13 protein-coding genes are annotated in these 15828 nt (G+C 44.0%); 3 read left to right on the top strand and 10 right to left on the bottom strand.

The genetic code is table 11. The annotated features are described in order from the left end of the window. Positions 1-219: 219 nt before the first annotated feature. From ACOV1R_RS10095 to ACOV1R_RS10075, 5 genes are all read right to left on the bottom strand, one after another. Positions 220-2370, bottom strand: a complete 2151-nt coding sequence (locus ACOV1R_RS10095) for a lectin-like domain-containing protein (RefSeq protein WP_016511612.1) — start codon at positions 2368-2370, stop codon at positions 220-222. 21 nt (positions 2371-2391) lie between these two features. Further along, positions 2392-3405, bottom strand: a complete 1014-nt coding sequence (locus tag ACOV1R_RS10090) for a DUF916 and DUF3324 domain-containing protein (protein ID WP_003643035.1) — start codon at positions 3403-3405, stop codon at positions 2392-2394. A gap of 97 nt (positions 3406-3502) precedes the next feature. After that, positions 3503-4195, bottom strand: a complete 693-nt coding sequence (locus tag ACOV1R_RS10085) for a WxL domain-containing protein (RefSeq protein WP_128484952.1) — start codon at positions 4193-4195, stop codon at positions 3503-3505. A gap of 37 nt (positions 4196-4232) precedes the next feature. Next, positions 4233-4805: a WxL domain-containing protein gene (locus tag ACOV1R_RS10080; RefSeq protein WP_003643037.1), complete on the bottom strand. Its 573-nt coding sequence runs from the start codon at positions 4803-4805 to the stop codon at positions 4233-4235. Further along, complete coding sequence (locus ACOV1R_RS10075) at positions 4802-5080, bottom strand: hypothetical protein (RefSeq protein ID WP_003643038.1); 279 nt, start codon at positions 5078-5080, stop codon at positions 4802-4804. Before ACOV1R_RS10075 ends, ACOV1R_RS10080 begins: the two co-directional genes overlap by 4 nt. 661 nt (positions 5081-5741) lie before the next feature. Between ACOV1R_RS10075 and ACOV1R_RS10070 the strand changes: the two genes are divergently transcribed. Further along, positions 5742-6329, top strand: coding sequence for a TetR/AcrR family transcriptional regulator (locus tag ACOV1R_RS10070; protein WP_003645625.1), 588 nt, complete (start codon positions 5742-5744; stop codon positions 6327-6329). 127 nt (positions 6330-6456) lie between these two features. Here the strand turns inward: ACOV1R_RS10070 and ACOV1R_RS10065 are convergent, their stop codons facing one another. From ACOV1R_RS10065 to ACOV1R_RS10055, 3 genes are read right to left on the bottom strand one after another with little or no spacing between them, the layout of a single operon-like run. Then, a complete protein-coding gene (locus ACOV1R_RS10065) occupies positions 6457-6756 on the bottom strand; it encodes a hypothetical protein (protein WP_003643553.1) in 300 nt (99 codons plus the stop codon). A gap of 1 nt (position 6757) precedes the next feature. Then, positions 6758-8095 carry a VWA-like domain-containing protein gene (locus tag ACOV1R_RS10060; protein WP_217203322.1) on the bottom strand — a complete coding sequence of 446 codons (1338 nt, stop codon included), beginning with the start codon at positions 8093-8095 and terminating at the stop codon, positions 6758-6760. 17 nt (positions 8096-8112) lie between these two features. Beyond that, the gene (locus ACOV1R_RS10055) at positions 8113-9306 is read right to left on the bottom strand and encodes an ATP-binding protein (protein WP_015379524.1); all 1194 of its coding nucleotides are present in this window, start codon (positions 9304-9306) and stop codon (positions 8113-8115) included. Positions 9307-9691: 385 nt separating this feature from the next. Between ACOV1R_RS10055 and ACOV1R_RS10050 the strand changes: the two genes are divergently transcribed. Next, on the top strand, positions 9692-10342 hold the full coding sequence (locus tag ACOV1R_RS10050; protein WP_003643044.1) for an MIP/aquaporin family protein: 651 nt from the start codon (positions 9692-9694) through the stop codon (positions 10340-10342). A gap of 211 nt (positions 10343-10553) precedes the next feature. Here ACOV1R_RS10050 and ACOV1R_RS10045 read toward each other — a convergent pair whose 3' ends face one another. After that, entirely contained in the window at positions 10554-12290 is a 1737-nt protein-coding gene (locus ACOV1R_RS10045) for an ABC1 kinase family protein (protein ID WP_021356975.1), read from the bottom strand. A gap of 495 nt (positions 12291-12785) precedes the next feature. On the opposite strand from ACOV1R_RS10045, the gene brnQ reads away from it, so the two are divergent. Beyond that, positions 12786-14177: a branched-chain amino acid transport system II carrier protein gene (gene brnQ / locus ACOV1R_RS10040; RefSeq protein WP_128484951.1), complete on the top strand. Its 1392-nt coding sequence runs from the start codon at positions 12786-12788 to the stop codon at positions 14175-14177. 280 nt (positions 14178-14457) lie between these two features. On the opposite strand, the gene ACOV1R_RS10035 is transcribed toward brnQ, so the two are convergent. After that, on the bottom strand, positions 14458-15633 hold the full coding sequence (locus ACOV1R_RS10035) for a beta-galactosidase (protein ID WP_089197999.1): 1176 nt from the start codon (positions 15631-15633) through the stop codon (positions 14458-14460). Positions 15634-15828 lie beyond the last annotated feature (195 nt).

The following is a 15828-nucleotide window of genomic DNA, read 5'->3' as shown; positions in this document are numbered from 1 at the left end:
ACCAAAAACACGTAAAAAAGTGTAAATACTTCACTAATCACACGATAAAAAAATGCCTTGATTACAACGTTCTCAGTCATTCAGGCTGATTATTCATTCACTTAACTGTGGTAATTAAAATTATTATTATCTTTAACCATTATGGCTAATAACTAGAAAGCAAAAGCACTCACAATCTTGCGTGTGAGTGCTTTTGATTCTCTTATACCAACCCGATCATTACTTAGGTGCATCTGTTAACGTCCACGTAATATCCCCCGTGTAAGAACCCGGAGTAGCTCCCGCATTGCTTTGATATAAAATGCCTGACTTATTCGTCCAGTCTGCCAAGACATCATAATCATCGTTATCACTAGTAGCCGTGTGACTGTCAATCACCGTACCCGCAGAATTCAGCGTGGTCGTCTGCTCGCCGTCGCGGAAAATCACGTCGCCCGCCAAATTCTGACCACCGGTTGTTTTAAAATTAGTCGCACTAGCTTGTAGTTGCCAACTAGAGCCCTTACCACGACTATCCCGTACAACTAGTTGCCAATCGTCTTCCCGGTCTGTCGTTTGAGCCGAACCATCTAAAGTAATGGTTTTAAACGTGCTGCTTTTGGCAACCGTCTTAAAACCAAGTTCACCTGCAGTAACAATAATCTGCGCTTTATCAACTGGTGAGACGTTCTCGTAACGGTCAGATGCCCATAGTTCAATCTCATTGTCATCACCGACGTGTAAATCCTCTGCTTTGACCTTGTAGTAGAAGTAACCTTGTTCGTCATCATCCGACATTTGAACCGTTGGCATTTCCTTGCCATTAAGCGTTGGGTGTAGTGTCACTTGACCGTTAGTTAATTGTTCCGAATCCTCGGCTGCAACAATCCCTCTGATGATCACGTCTTCCCCATTGGCGACAGTATACGGACTATTACGAATTTTAAGGTATAGCGGCTGATCGACTGTAATCATATAATCCGGTGCTTCCGTCGTTGTTTCAAACACCTTATTTTTAAATGTCGCCGTCGTTGCAGTTGTCTGTTCATTGACAACGACATTCTCGGCCGTCCCATTGAGCGTGATCGTCGCGGTCGGTTGACTAGCCGATACTGCTTTATCTAGAGTATAGTCAACTTTAGTATCACTACTCGTTGGCGCCGTCAAAGTCTGCTCACTACCATCCGCATACGTTACCTTGGCACTGTCAAACGTAATATGCTGTGGTAGATTGAGTTCAGCCGTAATGTTATCCCAGTCAATTTGACCACCTTGGTAAGTCAATTGATAGTCGTACTGAACTTTATGCTGAGCTTTGAGCTGGCCGCCTGTCTTGATTTCACGATTCTTGGTCTTATCCGTAACCTTAACCGCCGCCTGTACGTCAACTAAATTCGGCGCGCTTTCAATCACGACCATGTTATTACCAGAATTACTACCAGTCGCCCCCATGAATCCCCAGCGAACCAGGCCATCACTACTGTTGAATTGGCTAGTATCTAACACTTCACTCTGAGTAAAGCCGCTACCCGTCGCCGACCCATCTGGATTGATGTCATTATAAGTGTACGTCATCGTTTTAGTCGCCGCATGCCAGTCCATCACCAGGTGGTGCCACTTGCTATCTCCTAATGACATATTCGTCACTAGGTTGGTATGTTTTTGCGTAAAGTAGTACCGGGTTGACCAAATTATCCCGGTAACGTCTAAACTCCTGACAGACTGATTTTCATACTGACTAGCCAGCCCAGGATACCCGGTCGCAATGTGTTGTTTCTTAATACCATCATCAAACGAATCACCATTACCAGCATTACTATAGCTAGTTGAAGTATTGGTATAGGTATCAAACTCTAAGGCCCAACTATTTTGGATGGCCGTTTTCGCAAATTCTTCGCCGTCCTTCAATTTATTATCCGTATCAACACCCCAAACACCGAGTGTCTCACCAATAATGCTGGACGAACTGACTTGTGCGGATGCGGCAGTACCATTTGGATCATTTTGTAAGACAAAAGCCATCCCATCGCCGGCCTTACTAGTACTCGTGGATGTTCCCAAATACACCCACATTTTAAACGTAGCATCTTTATTTAAATCTAGGCGATTGGCGTCGTTCGACCAAAAGCCACCCACTTGCTTCTTGCCGTTAATAACCTGAACGGCCTGCGTATTTGGCGAGCTTGCATTGGTCACATTCCCAATATTCGCACTATTACTAATGCCACTACTGAATGCCGCTGGTAGCGTAAAGAGTTTATCCAACTGATTCAGGCCAGACGGTGCCGTTGCCAACGTCGCTTCGTCAGCAGCCTGAATTTGGGCGGTCCCGGCCCATAATCCCATTAATGCAGTTAATGCAACTAGTATTTGTTTCGGTCCCTTCCACATGTTGAAAACTCCTCTCGCTAGTTAGTCCTGACGACGGCGGTTTTTCAATAGTAGCCAGATAATTGCGCCTAATAGGACAACAATCAGTGCGCCCAACGCAACAAACCACCAGAAATAGTTCGATTGTTTTTCTGTAACAGCTGTATCATTTAAAGTCTGAGCTTCTTTATCAGTAATGGTAAAGTTCTTTGTAAATTGCCACTTACCCTTATCAGCCGTTGCCGTTAAATGTAAAGTGTACTTGCCCGCCTTCAATTGTTGCGTCCCGTCACCAACTGCAAAGTCAAAATTACTATTCGGCGCCATTGACATGTTTTCCTTAGTCGTCGTCAATAATTTTTTAGACGAACCAGCTTTAGTCACGTAGCTTTTGATCTTTAAGCCATGCATAATAACGGGCTGGTTGTTTTGCAGATTAGCCGTAACGTAATTACGATAGTTACGTTGCTTGGCTTTTACTGCGTGCAACTTCATCACAGGTTTGATTCCGCTTGGATCAGATTCACGTAACTGCAAGCCAATCACGTACGCATATTGATTATTGATGGCCATGCCACTACTAGATTGTTTCGCCTTGGTACTGAGTTCCTGGATGATATTGATTCCACCCAGCGCCACGCCCGCAAACTTTTTCTCGGGTACCGTCAATTTAATAGTGACTTTTTTGCTTGACTTAGCGGGAACGGTCACGACCTGTGACTTTGAAAGTGCTGTCTTGATGTTAAACTTCAAGGAGTCATCGGCCTTAGCCTTTGCTTGGCTGTAATCGATGATACCGTTATTATTTGTAACCGCCAGATTAGGTGATACCGTGTATCGATGTTCTTTACTATCACTATTTTTAATGGTTAAAGTGAGATTTTGCGTTTGCCCTGGTGTGACCTTCAAGTCAAAATAGGACACTTTTTGATTAATTTGGTTATCAGGCAAATCAGCCTGGACCGTGTAATTGAGGTCATCCGCTCTAGCAGTCATTGTCAAACCTGCCATAACGATGCTCACAACGGCAATTAACTGCCAAAATATTTTTTTCATAGGCTTTACCCTTCCTTTATTCAACGGTAAGTGACGAGCTATGTATGATTGAAGCTGCCATTCTTTACAAGTAGCAGCTTCACATCAAACCATTTAATTAACTAGGTGCGTTCGTTAATGACCAAGCCAGCGTACCCGTGTAGTCGCCAGCACGCAATTGGCGATCATGGACTTCAAGTTCCGTGGGTACCTGCCCGCGATTCAGAACGACCAGCCAAGTACCTAGACCAGTATTAGGCGGGGCAATCACGACATTATTCGCTAAACCAGCAACTAATTCACCAGTATTAACAACGTTAGGTGCAGTACTAACATTGCCAGCACCGGGCCGTAATTGGACTGCGCCTAATTTTAAAGACGTCGTTAAGGTCTGCTGACCACTTTGCAACCCGCTTGGCGTGACCTGTAACGTCCATCCAGCAGCCGTGGCGCGGCGATCAGTTATTTGAATCATCGCCCGCTCATTCTTGGCAGTCGTCTTAAACGGCCCACCCGCGGTCGTAATTGCATTGAATTTCAAATTACTGACGAAATCAATGGTTAACTTTCCCCGTGAGCCCGTACCAGCGACATTGTCTTCATCGACCGGGTCACCCGGGTATGGTTTACTGAGATCATCAGGGTCGACCGGAGAAACTGCATTGTCATCATCCGAGGGGGTCATTTCTACCTGCACCTGTGACTGTGTCGTTGCAGCTTGCGTTGCGATAAACCAGCCCCAGTTACTAATGATGAGACAACCTATCACAGTCATTAATAACCGACCTGTTACCAACAATCCCTTTTTCATCGGTCACACCTCAGTTCTCCTCTGGCGCATTAACTGGTTAGCTAGGGGCGTTACCTAATGTCCATGTCAAGGTTGAAGTGTAAGCGCCAGCCGCGTTACCAGCAGGGATCAACAGGCTAACTTCATTGGTTGCATACTTACTCGTAAACTTACCGATCCCTTCATTAGCTTCTGCGTCCATGATAATTTGATTTTGGTCAGTGATATCCACTTTATAAGCTTTTGCTTTAGAGATGTTATTAGCATCATCCGCAGTTGCATTAACTTGTGCAAAAGTTAACGCGGCGCCCCGTAATTCACGAGTATCATCTGCATTCATGAACTTCGAACCTTTAACTTGTACTAACCATCCGTCCGTATTCCCAGGGTTGGTCACTTTCAAGTCGCCAGTAACGTTCTTAGCATCATAGGTTTTACTGTCATTAGTGATTTTTTCGGTCCCAAAGCTAACACCAGGTGCTTGATCCAAGGTAATATCTTTATTAGTGTCATCCTGGATTAATTCAACTTCAGCTTTGGTCGTTGTCTCCGTATCTGCAGCTTGGCCAACAAGTGGTAATCCTGCCATTAGTGTCATGCCTGCAACGAGAGTTCCGAGATATTTTTTCATTTTGGTTGCTCCTTTATTGTTTGACGGTTGCGCCACCAGATTAGAATTAATAATATTAATAAACTAAGTCCACATACGCCGATACCGAACAGAATCCATTGCTGGGTCCCATTCATTTGCGGTAATACACCTTGTAGCGGGCTCGCAATTTTATCGGCCGCCGCATTGCCACCTGAATTAGAAGTGATCGTTAAGTGGTAAGTGCCTGATTGCGTATCAGCTACTAGTGGTAACTTGACTAGCTGACTAATACCTAAGTCTTGAAAGCTGCCCATCCAATTAATATGACCACATCCTTTCCAGATATTGACTTAAGCTTAGTATCATTATTAACGCTTAGTACCAATAGTGAATCGTTGTGAGTAACCCTATCAGCAACGAAAATATATCATGGTTTTGGAATCGCTGTCAATTGATGACACCCCTTAACTATTGATTAAAATTCCTATTTTAACGGACTTCTGAGCCATTTTTAATATTATAGTGATTACAAATATTTTAATATAAACTACTGTAATCAGTTTAACGGCAAGCTTTCCTACTGCTTTCATTTATCCGATTAGGTCCAACTAGTTGGCGTGTTCAACTAAACAAACCGTCAACATTATATTATCGTTAGACTTTGATGAGGCCACACATAAGTTAAAAATTTTGATAATTATAAATATTGAAATCCTATATATATTTAGAATATCGTTGTAACAGCAAGCTATTACATAAATTATCTTCAATTTATAAAATTATGTAATCGATTTAATGTGGAAATCTTTTATCAATTTTAAAGTGCAACACAATCAACTAATTAAAATCGGCTTTAAAAACAGTAAAAGCCCCCTAATCAAATAATTTCAAACGTTAATATTCATTTACCAAACAATGAAGTGTGCTGTGGTATACTTAAAACACTTATTTTTAACCAGAAAGGCGGTTCGAATCATGCCCGCTAAAAAGACATTTCAAGACGATCAAGTTATCGAAAAAATCATGCACTTATTTTGGCAGCAAGGCTATTATCATACTTCCATGGACGAAATCGTAATAACTAGTGGCGTCAAGAAGCAAAGTTTATATAACGCTATCGGGGACAAGCACACACTTTACCTGCGTGCACTCCAGCGCTATCACCAACAAACTTTAATGCGTTGTACCCAAGCAATGCAACGCTTAGAGCAGGATGGTGCCGCCCCCTTAGCTATCCTGAGTATGCTCTTTAGCCACGATTTAACGACATCCGAACAAACAGCCGGTGACCTAATGGCTAACGCCGTCGCTGAATTTGGTACTACTGATACTGATGTTCAGCAAGCCGTCAGCTGGTTTTATGACGACTACCTGACCCTCATGGCTGCGGTCATCCTCAAAGGTCAAGCTAACGAGCAAATTATCAATAATCAGTCCAGTATGACATTAGCTCAGGCACTGCTAGAAGCCCGCATTGGCCTTCAAACGCGACTCCGTCAAGGCAGTCAGCCAGATATTCAAGCGCAGCAACAAGCCTGGATGGCTTTTCTAGCACGTCGTTGAACCTAAAGCAGTTAATCAGCGCATAAAATAAGCAAGCTTCTCCCGAACATTTTGGGAAAAGCTTGCTTTATTTTTTCATCTATATATAAGTCACAGTCATACTTTTGGGTCATAACTAGCGATTGACTTATAAATATTTTTGCACTAACCAGTGCTGTGCTGAGCTCGTCAATTGACTACCATAATGTTGTCGCAACCGTTGCACACCCGCGTAATGGTCAAATTCAAATTGACTTGTCAGCGTCTCACTAGCTAGCAACGCCTTAGCAAACTGTAAATCGTCAATCGTAATCTGTTGTCGGTAAGCCAAATCTTCATCGGCTATGATTCGTTGCCACTGATCCGTTAAGATGGCACTGGCCCGCTGATAACGACGGTCATGGGTCAACAAGGATTGCATATCATCTGGATTAAGTGGTGTCCCCATATTATTCATCCTCCAAGTTCAAATTAACTACATGACCGATTGCTGGCTCAATCGACAATCGATCTTCAGCCCGCGCTAACAACCAAATCACATTTGTAAAACGGTGTGACTCGACGTGCCGTTCACCACGGCCATCCGTTAAGATCAGCGCCAAGGTCGTCGCATTCGTCTTATGATGTGTTAGTAAATCATCAAAAATACTTTGATAAACGGTTCCACCACCGCCACGGCGCGTAAAGCGAATCTGCTGTGGCAAACTCACCTGATACGTTTGACCAGGCTGTACGATTGCATCAAACGGCTTAACGGTGATGGTTGCTGCAAATAATCGGGTTAAAGTAGCCACCTGTGCCAGTAATCGTTGCAGCATCAGATCACTGATAGAACCTGAATTATCAACATAAACTTGCAAGTCCAAGCGCGTATCGCCAATTTGACCGGGTATTTCCATCCGCGCGGGTTGCCGTCGATTAAAGCGCGCGTGCGAGGCCTTAGTACCGCTCGGAATCTGACCCAGGCCCCGAACTAGTAATTGTCGCCAATCAAGCTGGGCCGGCTGCGTCATTACAGTGAGCTGAGCTCGAACATTGCCGGCCACTAACCCTCGGCCAGCTTCATTTGTTTGCTGCCAAGCATCTTTCGCCAACTGTTTTAAACGGGCAGTTGCCAAATTGGGATTCGTTAACTGTTCAGAGGCTGACCAGCCACTTGGATCATCGATCAACTGTTGCGACTTTTGGTCGCCAGACCCTTTTGCTGGCTGCCGCTGGTCCTTATTTCGCGAAGTGGCGGTGGGCGCGCCATTCGGCTGAAGTTGCGACCGCGACTGCTGCTGTAATAATTTCAAATAACAGCCAGAATCTGCTCGTCGCGGTAGCTGGGCATCGACTAACGGCTGGACAGTCGTTAAACTGACCGCATCTTTAGGCAGACCGTCGACATATTGGTTAACGGCCAGGTCGGTCGCCAACGTCACTAACTCCGGTTGCTGCTTGACCTGATCACGATACCGAACGGGGTGTTGCCAGACAATGTGTAGTGCCACGTGTTTTAACCCCGCTTGTAAGTAAGAAAACTGTGAAAAAGCTCGAGCAATTACTGTTGGCGCATATTGTAAGACCAACTGATTATTCTGCCAAGCTAAGATAAACGGCGTCGTTAACGTCGTATTTAACTGTCTGGGAAGTCGGGTCAGCAACTCGCCATAAAATTGATCGGTGGCTAGTAACTCAATAATGGCCCGATCAATCATGATCGCACCTGCCTGGATCGTGTCTGCTGTTGGCGTCACTAACATCGCTTGTTGCCAACGTGTGTACTTATTGGCATTGTTAATCATGATGACTCACTGCTTTCTTACTGATTTGACCAACTGGCGACCTGTTGTAAATACTGATACAAAGCGGTCACATACGGACTTTGCTTGGCAACATTTGCTGTATATAATTGCTTTAATAAGTCGCGTTCATGGCCGATTTGTTGAACCAATGCAAACTGACCATCTTGACTGAGTGTTTGTAGGAGTTGCATGAACCGACCAGCGTGCTGATCGTCCGTCAACGGATACGTGGTTGTTAGAGCCAAACAGCTTGCCAAAACCGTTCGCTTTTGAATTTCATTCATCGCCGTAAACTGCTTAAGAATCGGTGCCGGCACCACGGCCCCCACTGGTTGACTGTCATAAATCATCGCTGGTGTCAGATGAATGGCTTGTTGTTCCAAGAATTGCTCGAATACAAGCCCTAGCTCAGTACCCACATCTCCTTGAAAGATATCCAGTGCCACAGCCGTTTGTTGATGCACAGGAAGTTTTTCAATCTCATATAAATTAGCCGAAACACGCGCCCACGCACGTGGCGTCGCTGTTAAATCAGCCTGGACATCAGCCTGATTAAGCCGCGTTACATCTTCACTAATAAACTGCTGGACGAGTGGATGAATGTTTGGTCGGTTCATGTGCTCATCCACTTGTTTGGCCCAAGCAAGCCAGTCTGCCGCATCTGCTCGCATAACTAGACGCACGGTACGATCTTTGATGGCCGCATCGCCGGCAGTAACGCCATACGTACTACTTTCGAATCCAGTCATACTAGCATCTGGATTTTCAGCAATGATCAATTGCACCTGTTCTGGCAATTTCAATGTGTTAATCGTCCGCTGCAAGACCAGATTCATCAATTCACTTTGAACAGCCTGCGTCCCACGATTAAATTCGTCTAAAAACCACAGAATTGGCTGCTGAGGATGCTGCTCAGCATACTGAATAATTTCAATCAACGTGTGTGCATAGCCGAATTGCACGTCAGCCAACTGGCCATAGCGCTTCGTTTGAATAAATGAGTCGCTCGTTAGTGGTGGGACTGGGATCGCTAAATCCCCCTTTTCGGACAGGCTCACAACGGTCGTGTATAATTGCGCCCCCATCCGCTTAGCAACCTCGGCTACCAAGGCCGACTTTCCAATCCCGGCTTCACCGACAATGTTCGGTACGTTCCCCGCTTTTAAAACGACCGGAACTGCTGTTAATAGAGCTTGATATGATAACGCCATTAATTAAACCTTCCTTTACTGTTCCACGTGAAACAAATTTAATTCGTTTTCAAAAACATCAGCTTACTTGTCCTAACCATTATAAAACAGAAGCCACCATTATCGACAATTAGCGTTCACAGTCACGTTAGATCACACACCAATCATACTGACTACTATCAATAGTGACTATGCAAAAATAAAATTTTTATTTATTATAGTTTTAACAATCCACAACTGCCATAAAACGTTTTTATACCAACGTTTTACCAGTATCTTATCAATTAATATAATTATAAAAATCTTATCAGAAATATTCACAAATCAAACAAATTCCGTCGTTTTCACGAGCAGGTATTGTAAAATAGGTTAAGTTAGCAATTATTCAAAAAGGGAGTGTGCAACTATGCGCAAGTATCTCGCCGAATTTCTCGGCACATTTATGTTAGTTTTCTTAGGGACTGCAACCGTTGTGATTGCTAAGGGTGACGTCCTCGCTATTGGGTTAGCCTTCGGGTTAGCGATTACCGTTTCGGCCTATGCCTTTGGTGGTATTTCTGGTGGTCACTTTAACCCCGCCGTTACGACTGCGATGTTAATCAACCGTCGAATCGATGCCGCCGATGCCATTGGCTATATCATCGCCCAAATCATTGGGGCCATCGTTGCTTCCGCAGCAGTTAAGTCGTTTGTCAGTGCATTAGGCTTATCCGCAACATCGCTTGGTCAAACCGATTTTCCAAAAATCGGCAGTGGTATGGCCTTCTTTGTAGAAGCACTAGTCACATTCTTATTCTTAATGGTTATTCTGAACGTTACTAGTAATGACCATGGTAACGCAGACTTTGCTGGTTTGACCATTGGGGTGACCTTAGCATTCTTGATTATTGTCGCTCTCAACTTAACGGGCGGTTCTTTGAACCCTGCCCGTTCAATCGGCCCCGCTATTTTTGCTGGTGGTAGCGCCTTATCACATCTATGGGTCTACATCTTAGCACCAGAAGTCGGCGCCATCTTGGCCGCATTCTGTGCTCGGGTTATGGGATCAGAAGACTAGTTAGCAATTGACAGTCGTACCATTAACCACGATCAATTTGATACTGAAACATGATTAATAAAACAGCGGTACCGTGATGATTTTATGGCTTGGAATCATCACGGTACCGCTGTTTTTCGTATGCTTATATTTTAGGCAGTCTCAATTAGACGAATCTACGTTGCCAACTTCTCATGACGCATGGCCCTATAGCCTAACCCTACGCCAAGTTTTACTTGCGTCGCCAATGCGTGTACCAGGAATGGAGCGTTCCAATCAATAGGCCAATAATGACGACAACTGCTGAAACATAGCCAAAAATACCAATGTTTGTAATCCAACTATTATCAGGATGGCTTTGAACTAGTAGTGATGATCCAACAATCAGCGCTGCCAGAATAACGGACAGTACAATCTTATTGACCATCGAATCAATCCGATCAATAAACATCTTGCGGTGTGCAAAGACCAAGTTGACCCGCGTCTGACCATTATCAAACGTATCTAGAGCTGATAATAAGCGTGACGGAATCTTCGGGGCATCACGCAGGCTTTGAAGGCTAGCCAACATGCCATCTTCCAGTTCATTGCGCCAATTAAAATTCTCGCGGATGTACTTGCGCGCAAACGGCCGCGCCACGTCCATCATTGATAAGGTTGGGTCGAGCGTCTCCACAATACCTTCGATCGTTCCAAACGCCTTACCTAACATGGTAACCGCTGGATTCATTTGAATATTATTACTGCGACAAACCTTGACCATTTCAAACAACAAGCCTTGAAAATCAATGTCGCCCAGTCCCGAATTATAATACTGACTTAAAAATGGTGCTAACTCACTAAAGAACGCTTCTTCATCAACCACGCCAGTTCGGTTTGAAATCGCTAAGATTGCTTTGCCGACTTGATGGGTATCTTCGGTTGTCACTGCCACGACAACATTAGCAATTCCTGCCATCAAAGCTGGACTGATCTCACCCATCATGCCAAAATCCAGATAAACTAACCGGTATGGTGGTAACTGCCGTTTGCCAATTTTCCCGCCATGCTTGGGAACCGTATCGTGATACCCAATATCATCTGGTTGCAATTCCCGCAATAAGATATTCCCTGGATGAGGATCAGCGTGAAAAAAGCCATCTTCAAAAACCTGCTTCAAGAAATTTTGCACCAAGACATGGGCCAAATAGCGGCGTTCGTCATCATACTGGTGATTTCCGTCTTCATCGGCCGCAAGCATTTGCGCCATAAAATGCTGAATCGTCGTTCCCGGCATATACTGGTTAACAAGCACTTTTTGCGTACTATACTTCGCATAAACCCGGGGTACCCGAATAATATCGTCCGCATTATTCAATCGGTAAAACCGTAATCCATTTTTTACCTCAATACTGGTATCCAATTCATTGAATAGTGACCGTTTGATTTCACCAACCATTTCGCGCAAATCAACAACTGAAGACTCCGGAATATATCGCAATAGGGGTAACGCCCGCTCAAATAACGAAATATCTAGGGCCACCTCGGCGTCAATACCCGGATGCTGCACCTTCACCACGACCTTCTGCCCATTGAGCAGTGTCGCATGGTGCGTCTGGCCCATTGATGCTGATGCAAACGGTCGCTCGTCAAACTGGGCAAACATTTCATTGATTGGCTTCCCTGTCTGCTGCTCGATCGTTTGCTTGACCACACTAAAATCATCGGCCCGGACATTATTTTGCAATTTTTTGAATTCGTTAGCAAATTCTGGCTTAACGATATCTGTACGTGAAGAAAGAATCTGGCCAATTTTAATAAACGTCGGTCCAAGTTCTTCAAACGCCGCGCGCACTTGATCAGGATTTTTCTGACGTGCAAGGTTGCTCAAAACGTTATAGCGCCGCAAGACACTGACAATCGTCCGAAAACGGGTATGGCGGTTCTGATTCACTTGCCATTGGGGCTTTTCCTCATTGTTGTTGGTCATCAGCGGACCCTCCTCACAAATTTCCTTATTACAGCTATTATCCATCTTTATTTAAGAATCCGCACTAGCTAACTAACTTTTTTTGAAAAAAGATTGACAAATACTAATCGCGGTTGTAAATTAGAACCACATTAAAAATCGATTAACAAACACGCCGATGAACAAAGTAAACCTTCTGGAAATGCCTAGAGAGTGTCAGTTTGGTGCAATGACATCATGACCAGATCGTTGAAAATCAGTTCTGAGTGGCAGTGACGAGCTTGATGTTAGTTGCTGTTGGTTGCTCCCATTATTGAGCCGAAGTATCGCAAGTGGCCGGCCACTTGCCGTACTTTTTAAGGTGATTCGTCGTAAGGCAGTCACAAAGCTAAGGTGGTAACACGTGTTCAAACGTCCTGGTTTCTGAGTCTAACTCAGATATCAGGACGTTTTTTGGTTAATCGCAACTTTTATTTAATGATTATTGTCTCAATCAAATAAGGGAGTGCTGTTGATATGTTAAATCGAGTTCAAAAGCGAAACTTAACCAAACGTGATTACGTCACCTTAAGTTCAATGATTTTCGCCTTATTCTTCGGGGCTGGCAACCTCATTTTTCCACTTCACTTGGGTCAGCTAGCGGGCGGTCACTGGGGGATTGCTGCGGCCGGCTTTCTCATCACGGCGGTTTTATTGCCCTTACTATCGGTTTTAGCCGTCTGTGTCACTAAATCTAAGGGCGTTTATGACATTGGTAAACCACTAGGCGCAACCTTTGCCGTTGTCTTCATGGTTCTCATACACTTTACAATTGGCCCCTTCTTTGGAACACCACGGACGGCCACCGTATCATTCACCGTTGGTCTGGCACCGTTTTTCCCAGCAAAGTATCAATCACTCGCATTACTGCTGTTTTCCGCCGCATTTTTCGGACTCGCCTACTACTTGTCCGTTGAACAGAGCAAAATTATGGCTCGGGTCGGCAAATTATTAAATCCATTATTTTTGCTATTATTAGTCGCCATCTTCGCCGTAGCTTTCAGCAGTCCGCTAGCTCATGCCGGTAGCACCAGTACAACTGCTGCCTATCAGACCGCAGGCTTTACCAATGGTTTCTTGCAAGGCTACAACACGATGGACGCCTTAGCTGGGTTGGCGTTAGGTGTCACTATCGTCACTGCCGTTAATTTCATGGGCCAAACCGACCCGAACAAAGCCGCGTGGGTGACCGCCCGAGCTGGCTTCTTCTCAATGGCCTTTGAAGGCTTGATTTACGTGCTCTTAATCTTGTTAGGCGCGCAATCGTTAGGTCAATTCAAATTATCCGATAACGGCGGGGTCGCCTTTGACCAAATCGTTAACCACTACATGGGTAATGTCGGACAAGCCATTTTAGCCGTGTTGATCATTACCACTTGTTTGACCACCGCTATCGGGCTCGTCGCCGCCTTCGCTCAGGACTTCCATAAGCACTTCGGTTTCTTGAGTTACAAAGCCTGGTTAAGAATCACGTGCCTCGCCTCATTTTTAACTGCTAATGTGGGATTAAATCAGATCATTGCCTGGTCCACCCCCATCCTGATGTTCCTTTACCCGTTAGCCATGGCACTAATCTTCTTATCGATCCTTTCGCCACTCTTCCACAAGTCAAGTGTCGTCTATGTTTGGGTCGTCGTCTTCACCGTCGTCCCCGCCGTCTTTGATATGGTTGCCGCTTTCCCCGCCGTTGTTAGCCAAAGTACTTTCGGCCAAGCAATGGCGCATGTCCAAAGCTTCTTACCACTTGCCAGCAGCGGAATGGATTGGTTAGTCCCTGCGCTAGTTGGTGCCGTCTTTGGCACGGCCCACTACTTGTTGTTACAGCGGGCAAAGACCAGCACTGGCATGGAAGTACCGATGAAACGCTAACCCGTACCGTACTTGTTAAACAATTTAATGAATGCCAAATAAGCACTGCCCACTATTTTGTGAGCAGTGCTTATTTGATCACAACCAATCCTTATAAGTCATTGTTGATTATGCTGCCATGATTAATTTAGAGTCTCTAGTAACGAAAGTAAAATGAATTATTCAACAGTCTTAGTGACTTTACACGCTATATCTAGTAGTCATGTTTAATTTGGATTCTCTTAACCCCTAATCATGAACATCTTTCCAAAACTCTAAATCAGTTCACCAAGATATTCATCTAGTGCAACGTATTGTTCTGTCTTTCCTTCAGAATCATGACCCCATACTTATCAATTTGCACTGATTTCGTAACTTCTCGCTGTGTAAGCAGATCAAAGGATGGACGTCGAAAATTAACCATTTGTACTTGTTCAGAAAAATTCATAACAAAGTGATAGGCATAATCCTCATTATAACGAGTTTGAACTGATACTACCGGATTGCTCAATTCGACAAAACTATTATCTAAATTAAGGCTTTGAATAATGTCATCATAAAAGTCTTCAATGAATTCCGCAGACAAGCGTGCACCAATATAATAGGCCGTTCCTTTACCATACTGATGCCGTGTAATTGCTGGTGTTCCAACATAGAAGTTGTCTGTGTAGTATCCCAGCACTGATGCGTTTTTAACTTTCATTATTTGATCATAATCGGTAGTTTCATACTCTTTTTGATTAAAACTAACATGGTAGTGCTCGCCTGGTAATAAAGTATCCAATTCTTTTGGCTCAATTCCAAAAATATCCTGTAGCGGTTTAGGCCAGCCATCTAAATTCACACGATCATTGCTATCAACCATACCTGAAAAATAGCTAGATACCAATGTGCCACCACTTTGAACAAATTTTTGCAATTTTTTCATCGTATCTTGTCGTATTAAATAAAGCATCGGTGCAATTAACAAATCATATTGAGAAAAGTCCATATCACTCGTTATAACATTACACTCAATATCTTTGTGCCAAAAATTTGCATAATGTTTTTGAAGTACTTGTATTCCCAATCTAGTTGGCCGACCAAAGCCGCCACCACGGTTCAGGGCCCAGTTGCTATCCCAGTCAAAGAGGATAGCAACTCTTACACGCTTAATAGCCCCTTTAACTTCTACAATTTTTTCCAAATCTTGTCCATATTGTTGCACGTCTTTAAAAACGCGGCTATCTGAGCTATCATCATGTCCAATTACGGCACCATGATACTTTTCTGAATTACCTTGTGCCTGTCTAATCTGGAAGTATAACGTACTATCTGAGCCATGCGCAATCTGTTGAAATGAACTCAGCCGATGCATGCCAGGTTGCTTGGCTTTATTATACTGTCCCCAGTTAACACAGCTTGGTGTTGACTCCATGACCAAAAATGGTTGTTGTTTTAAAGACCAAAACTGATCATGAACATACGCGGTTTTCATGGCAGTTTCCGCAGTAATTGGTAGCGTCAATAATCTTGTGTAAATGAAATGCTTTCGTACATATAATATGGTAGCGTCAAGAATCTTGTGTAAATGAAATGCCTTCGTATATATAATATGTATCTAACTTAAATAAATGATGCTTCCAAGGTGTCCTGGAGTCCTTTGAACCCTCGGTGGATCCGCTTCAGAGAC

This window comes from Lactiplantibacillus sp. YT640, assembly GCF_049745435.1.
GTDB lineage: Bacteria > Bacillota > Bacilli > Lactobacillales > Lactobacillaceae > Lactiplantibacillus > Lactiplantibacillus plantarum.
Note: the sequence above shows the minus strand (reverse complement) of the source record. Positions and strands in the feature narration are given on the sequence as shown.

What these genes read in the sequence shown, in the direction of transcription:
- ACOV1R_RS10090 (WP_003643035.1), bottom strand. Translation starts at nt 3,405, where the DNA reads ATGAAAAAAATATTTTGGCAGTTAATTGCCGTTGTGAGCATCGTTATG.
- ACOV1R_RS10035 (WP_089197999.1), bottom strand. Translation starts at nt 15,633, where the DNA reads ATGAAAACCGCGTATGTTCATGATCAGTTTTGGTCTTTAAAACAACAA.
- brnQ (WP_128484951.1), top strand. Translation starts at nt 12,786, where the DNA reads ATGTTAAATCGAGTTCAAAAGCGAAACTTAACCAAACGTGATTACGTC.
- ACOV1R_RS10045 (WP_021356975.1), bottom strand. Translation starts at nt 12,290, where the DNA reads ATGACCAACAACAATGAGGAAAAGCCCCAATGGCAAGTGAATCAGAAC.
- ACOV1R_RS10060 (WP_217203322.1), bottom strand. Translation starts at nt 8,095, where the DNA reads ATGATTAACAATGCCAATAAGTACACACGTTGGCAACAAGCGATGTTA.
- ACOV1R_RS10065 (WP_003643553.1), bottom strand. Translation starts at nt 6,756, where the DNA reads ATGGGGACACCACTTAATCCAGATGATATGCAATCCTTGTTGACCCAT.
- ACOV1R_RS10075 (WP_003643038.1), bottom strand. Translation starts at nt 5,080, where the DNA reads ATGGGCAGCTTTCAAGACTTAGGTATTAGTCAGCTAGTCAAGTTACCA.
- ACOV1R_RS10070 (WP_003645625.1), top strand. Translation starts at nt 5,742, where the DNA reads ATGCCCGCTAAAAAGACATTTCAAGACGATCAAGTTATCGAAAAAATC.
- ACOV1R_RS10085 (WP_128484952.1), bottom strand. Translation starts at nt 4,195, where the DNA reads ATGAAAAAGGGATTGTTGGTAACAGGTCGGTTATTAATGACTGTGATA.
- ACOV1R_RS10095 (WP_016511612.1), bottom strand. Translation starts at nt 2,370, where the DNA reads ATGTGGAAGGGACCGAAACAAATACTAGTTGCATTAACTGCATTAATG.
- ACOV1R_RS10080 (WP_003643037.1), bottom strand. Translation starts at nt 4,805, where the DNA reads ATGAAAAAATATCTCGGAACTCTCGTTGCAGGCATGACACTAATGGCA.
- ACOV1R_RS10050 (WP_003643044.1), top strand. Translation starts at nt 9,692, where the DNA reads ATGCGCAAGTATCTCGCCGAATTTCTCGGCACATTTATGTTAGTTTTC.
- ACOV1R_RS10055 (WP_015379524.1), bottom strand. Translation starts at nt 9,306, where the DNA reads ATGGCGTTATCATATCAAGCTCTATTAACAGCAGTTCCGGTCGTTTTA.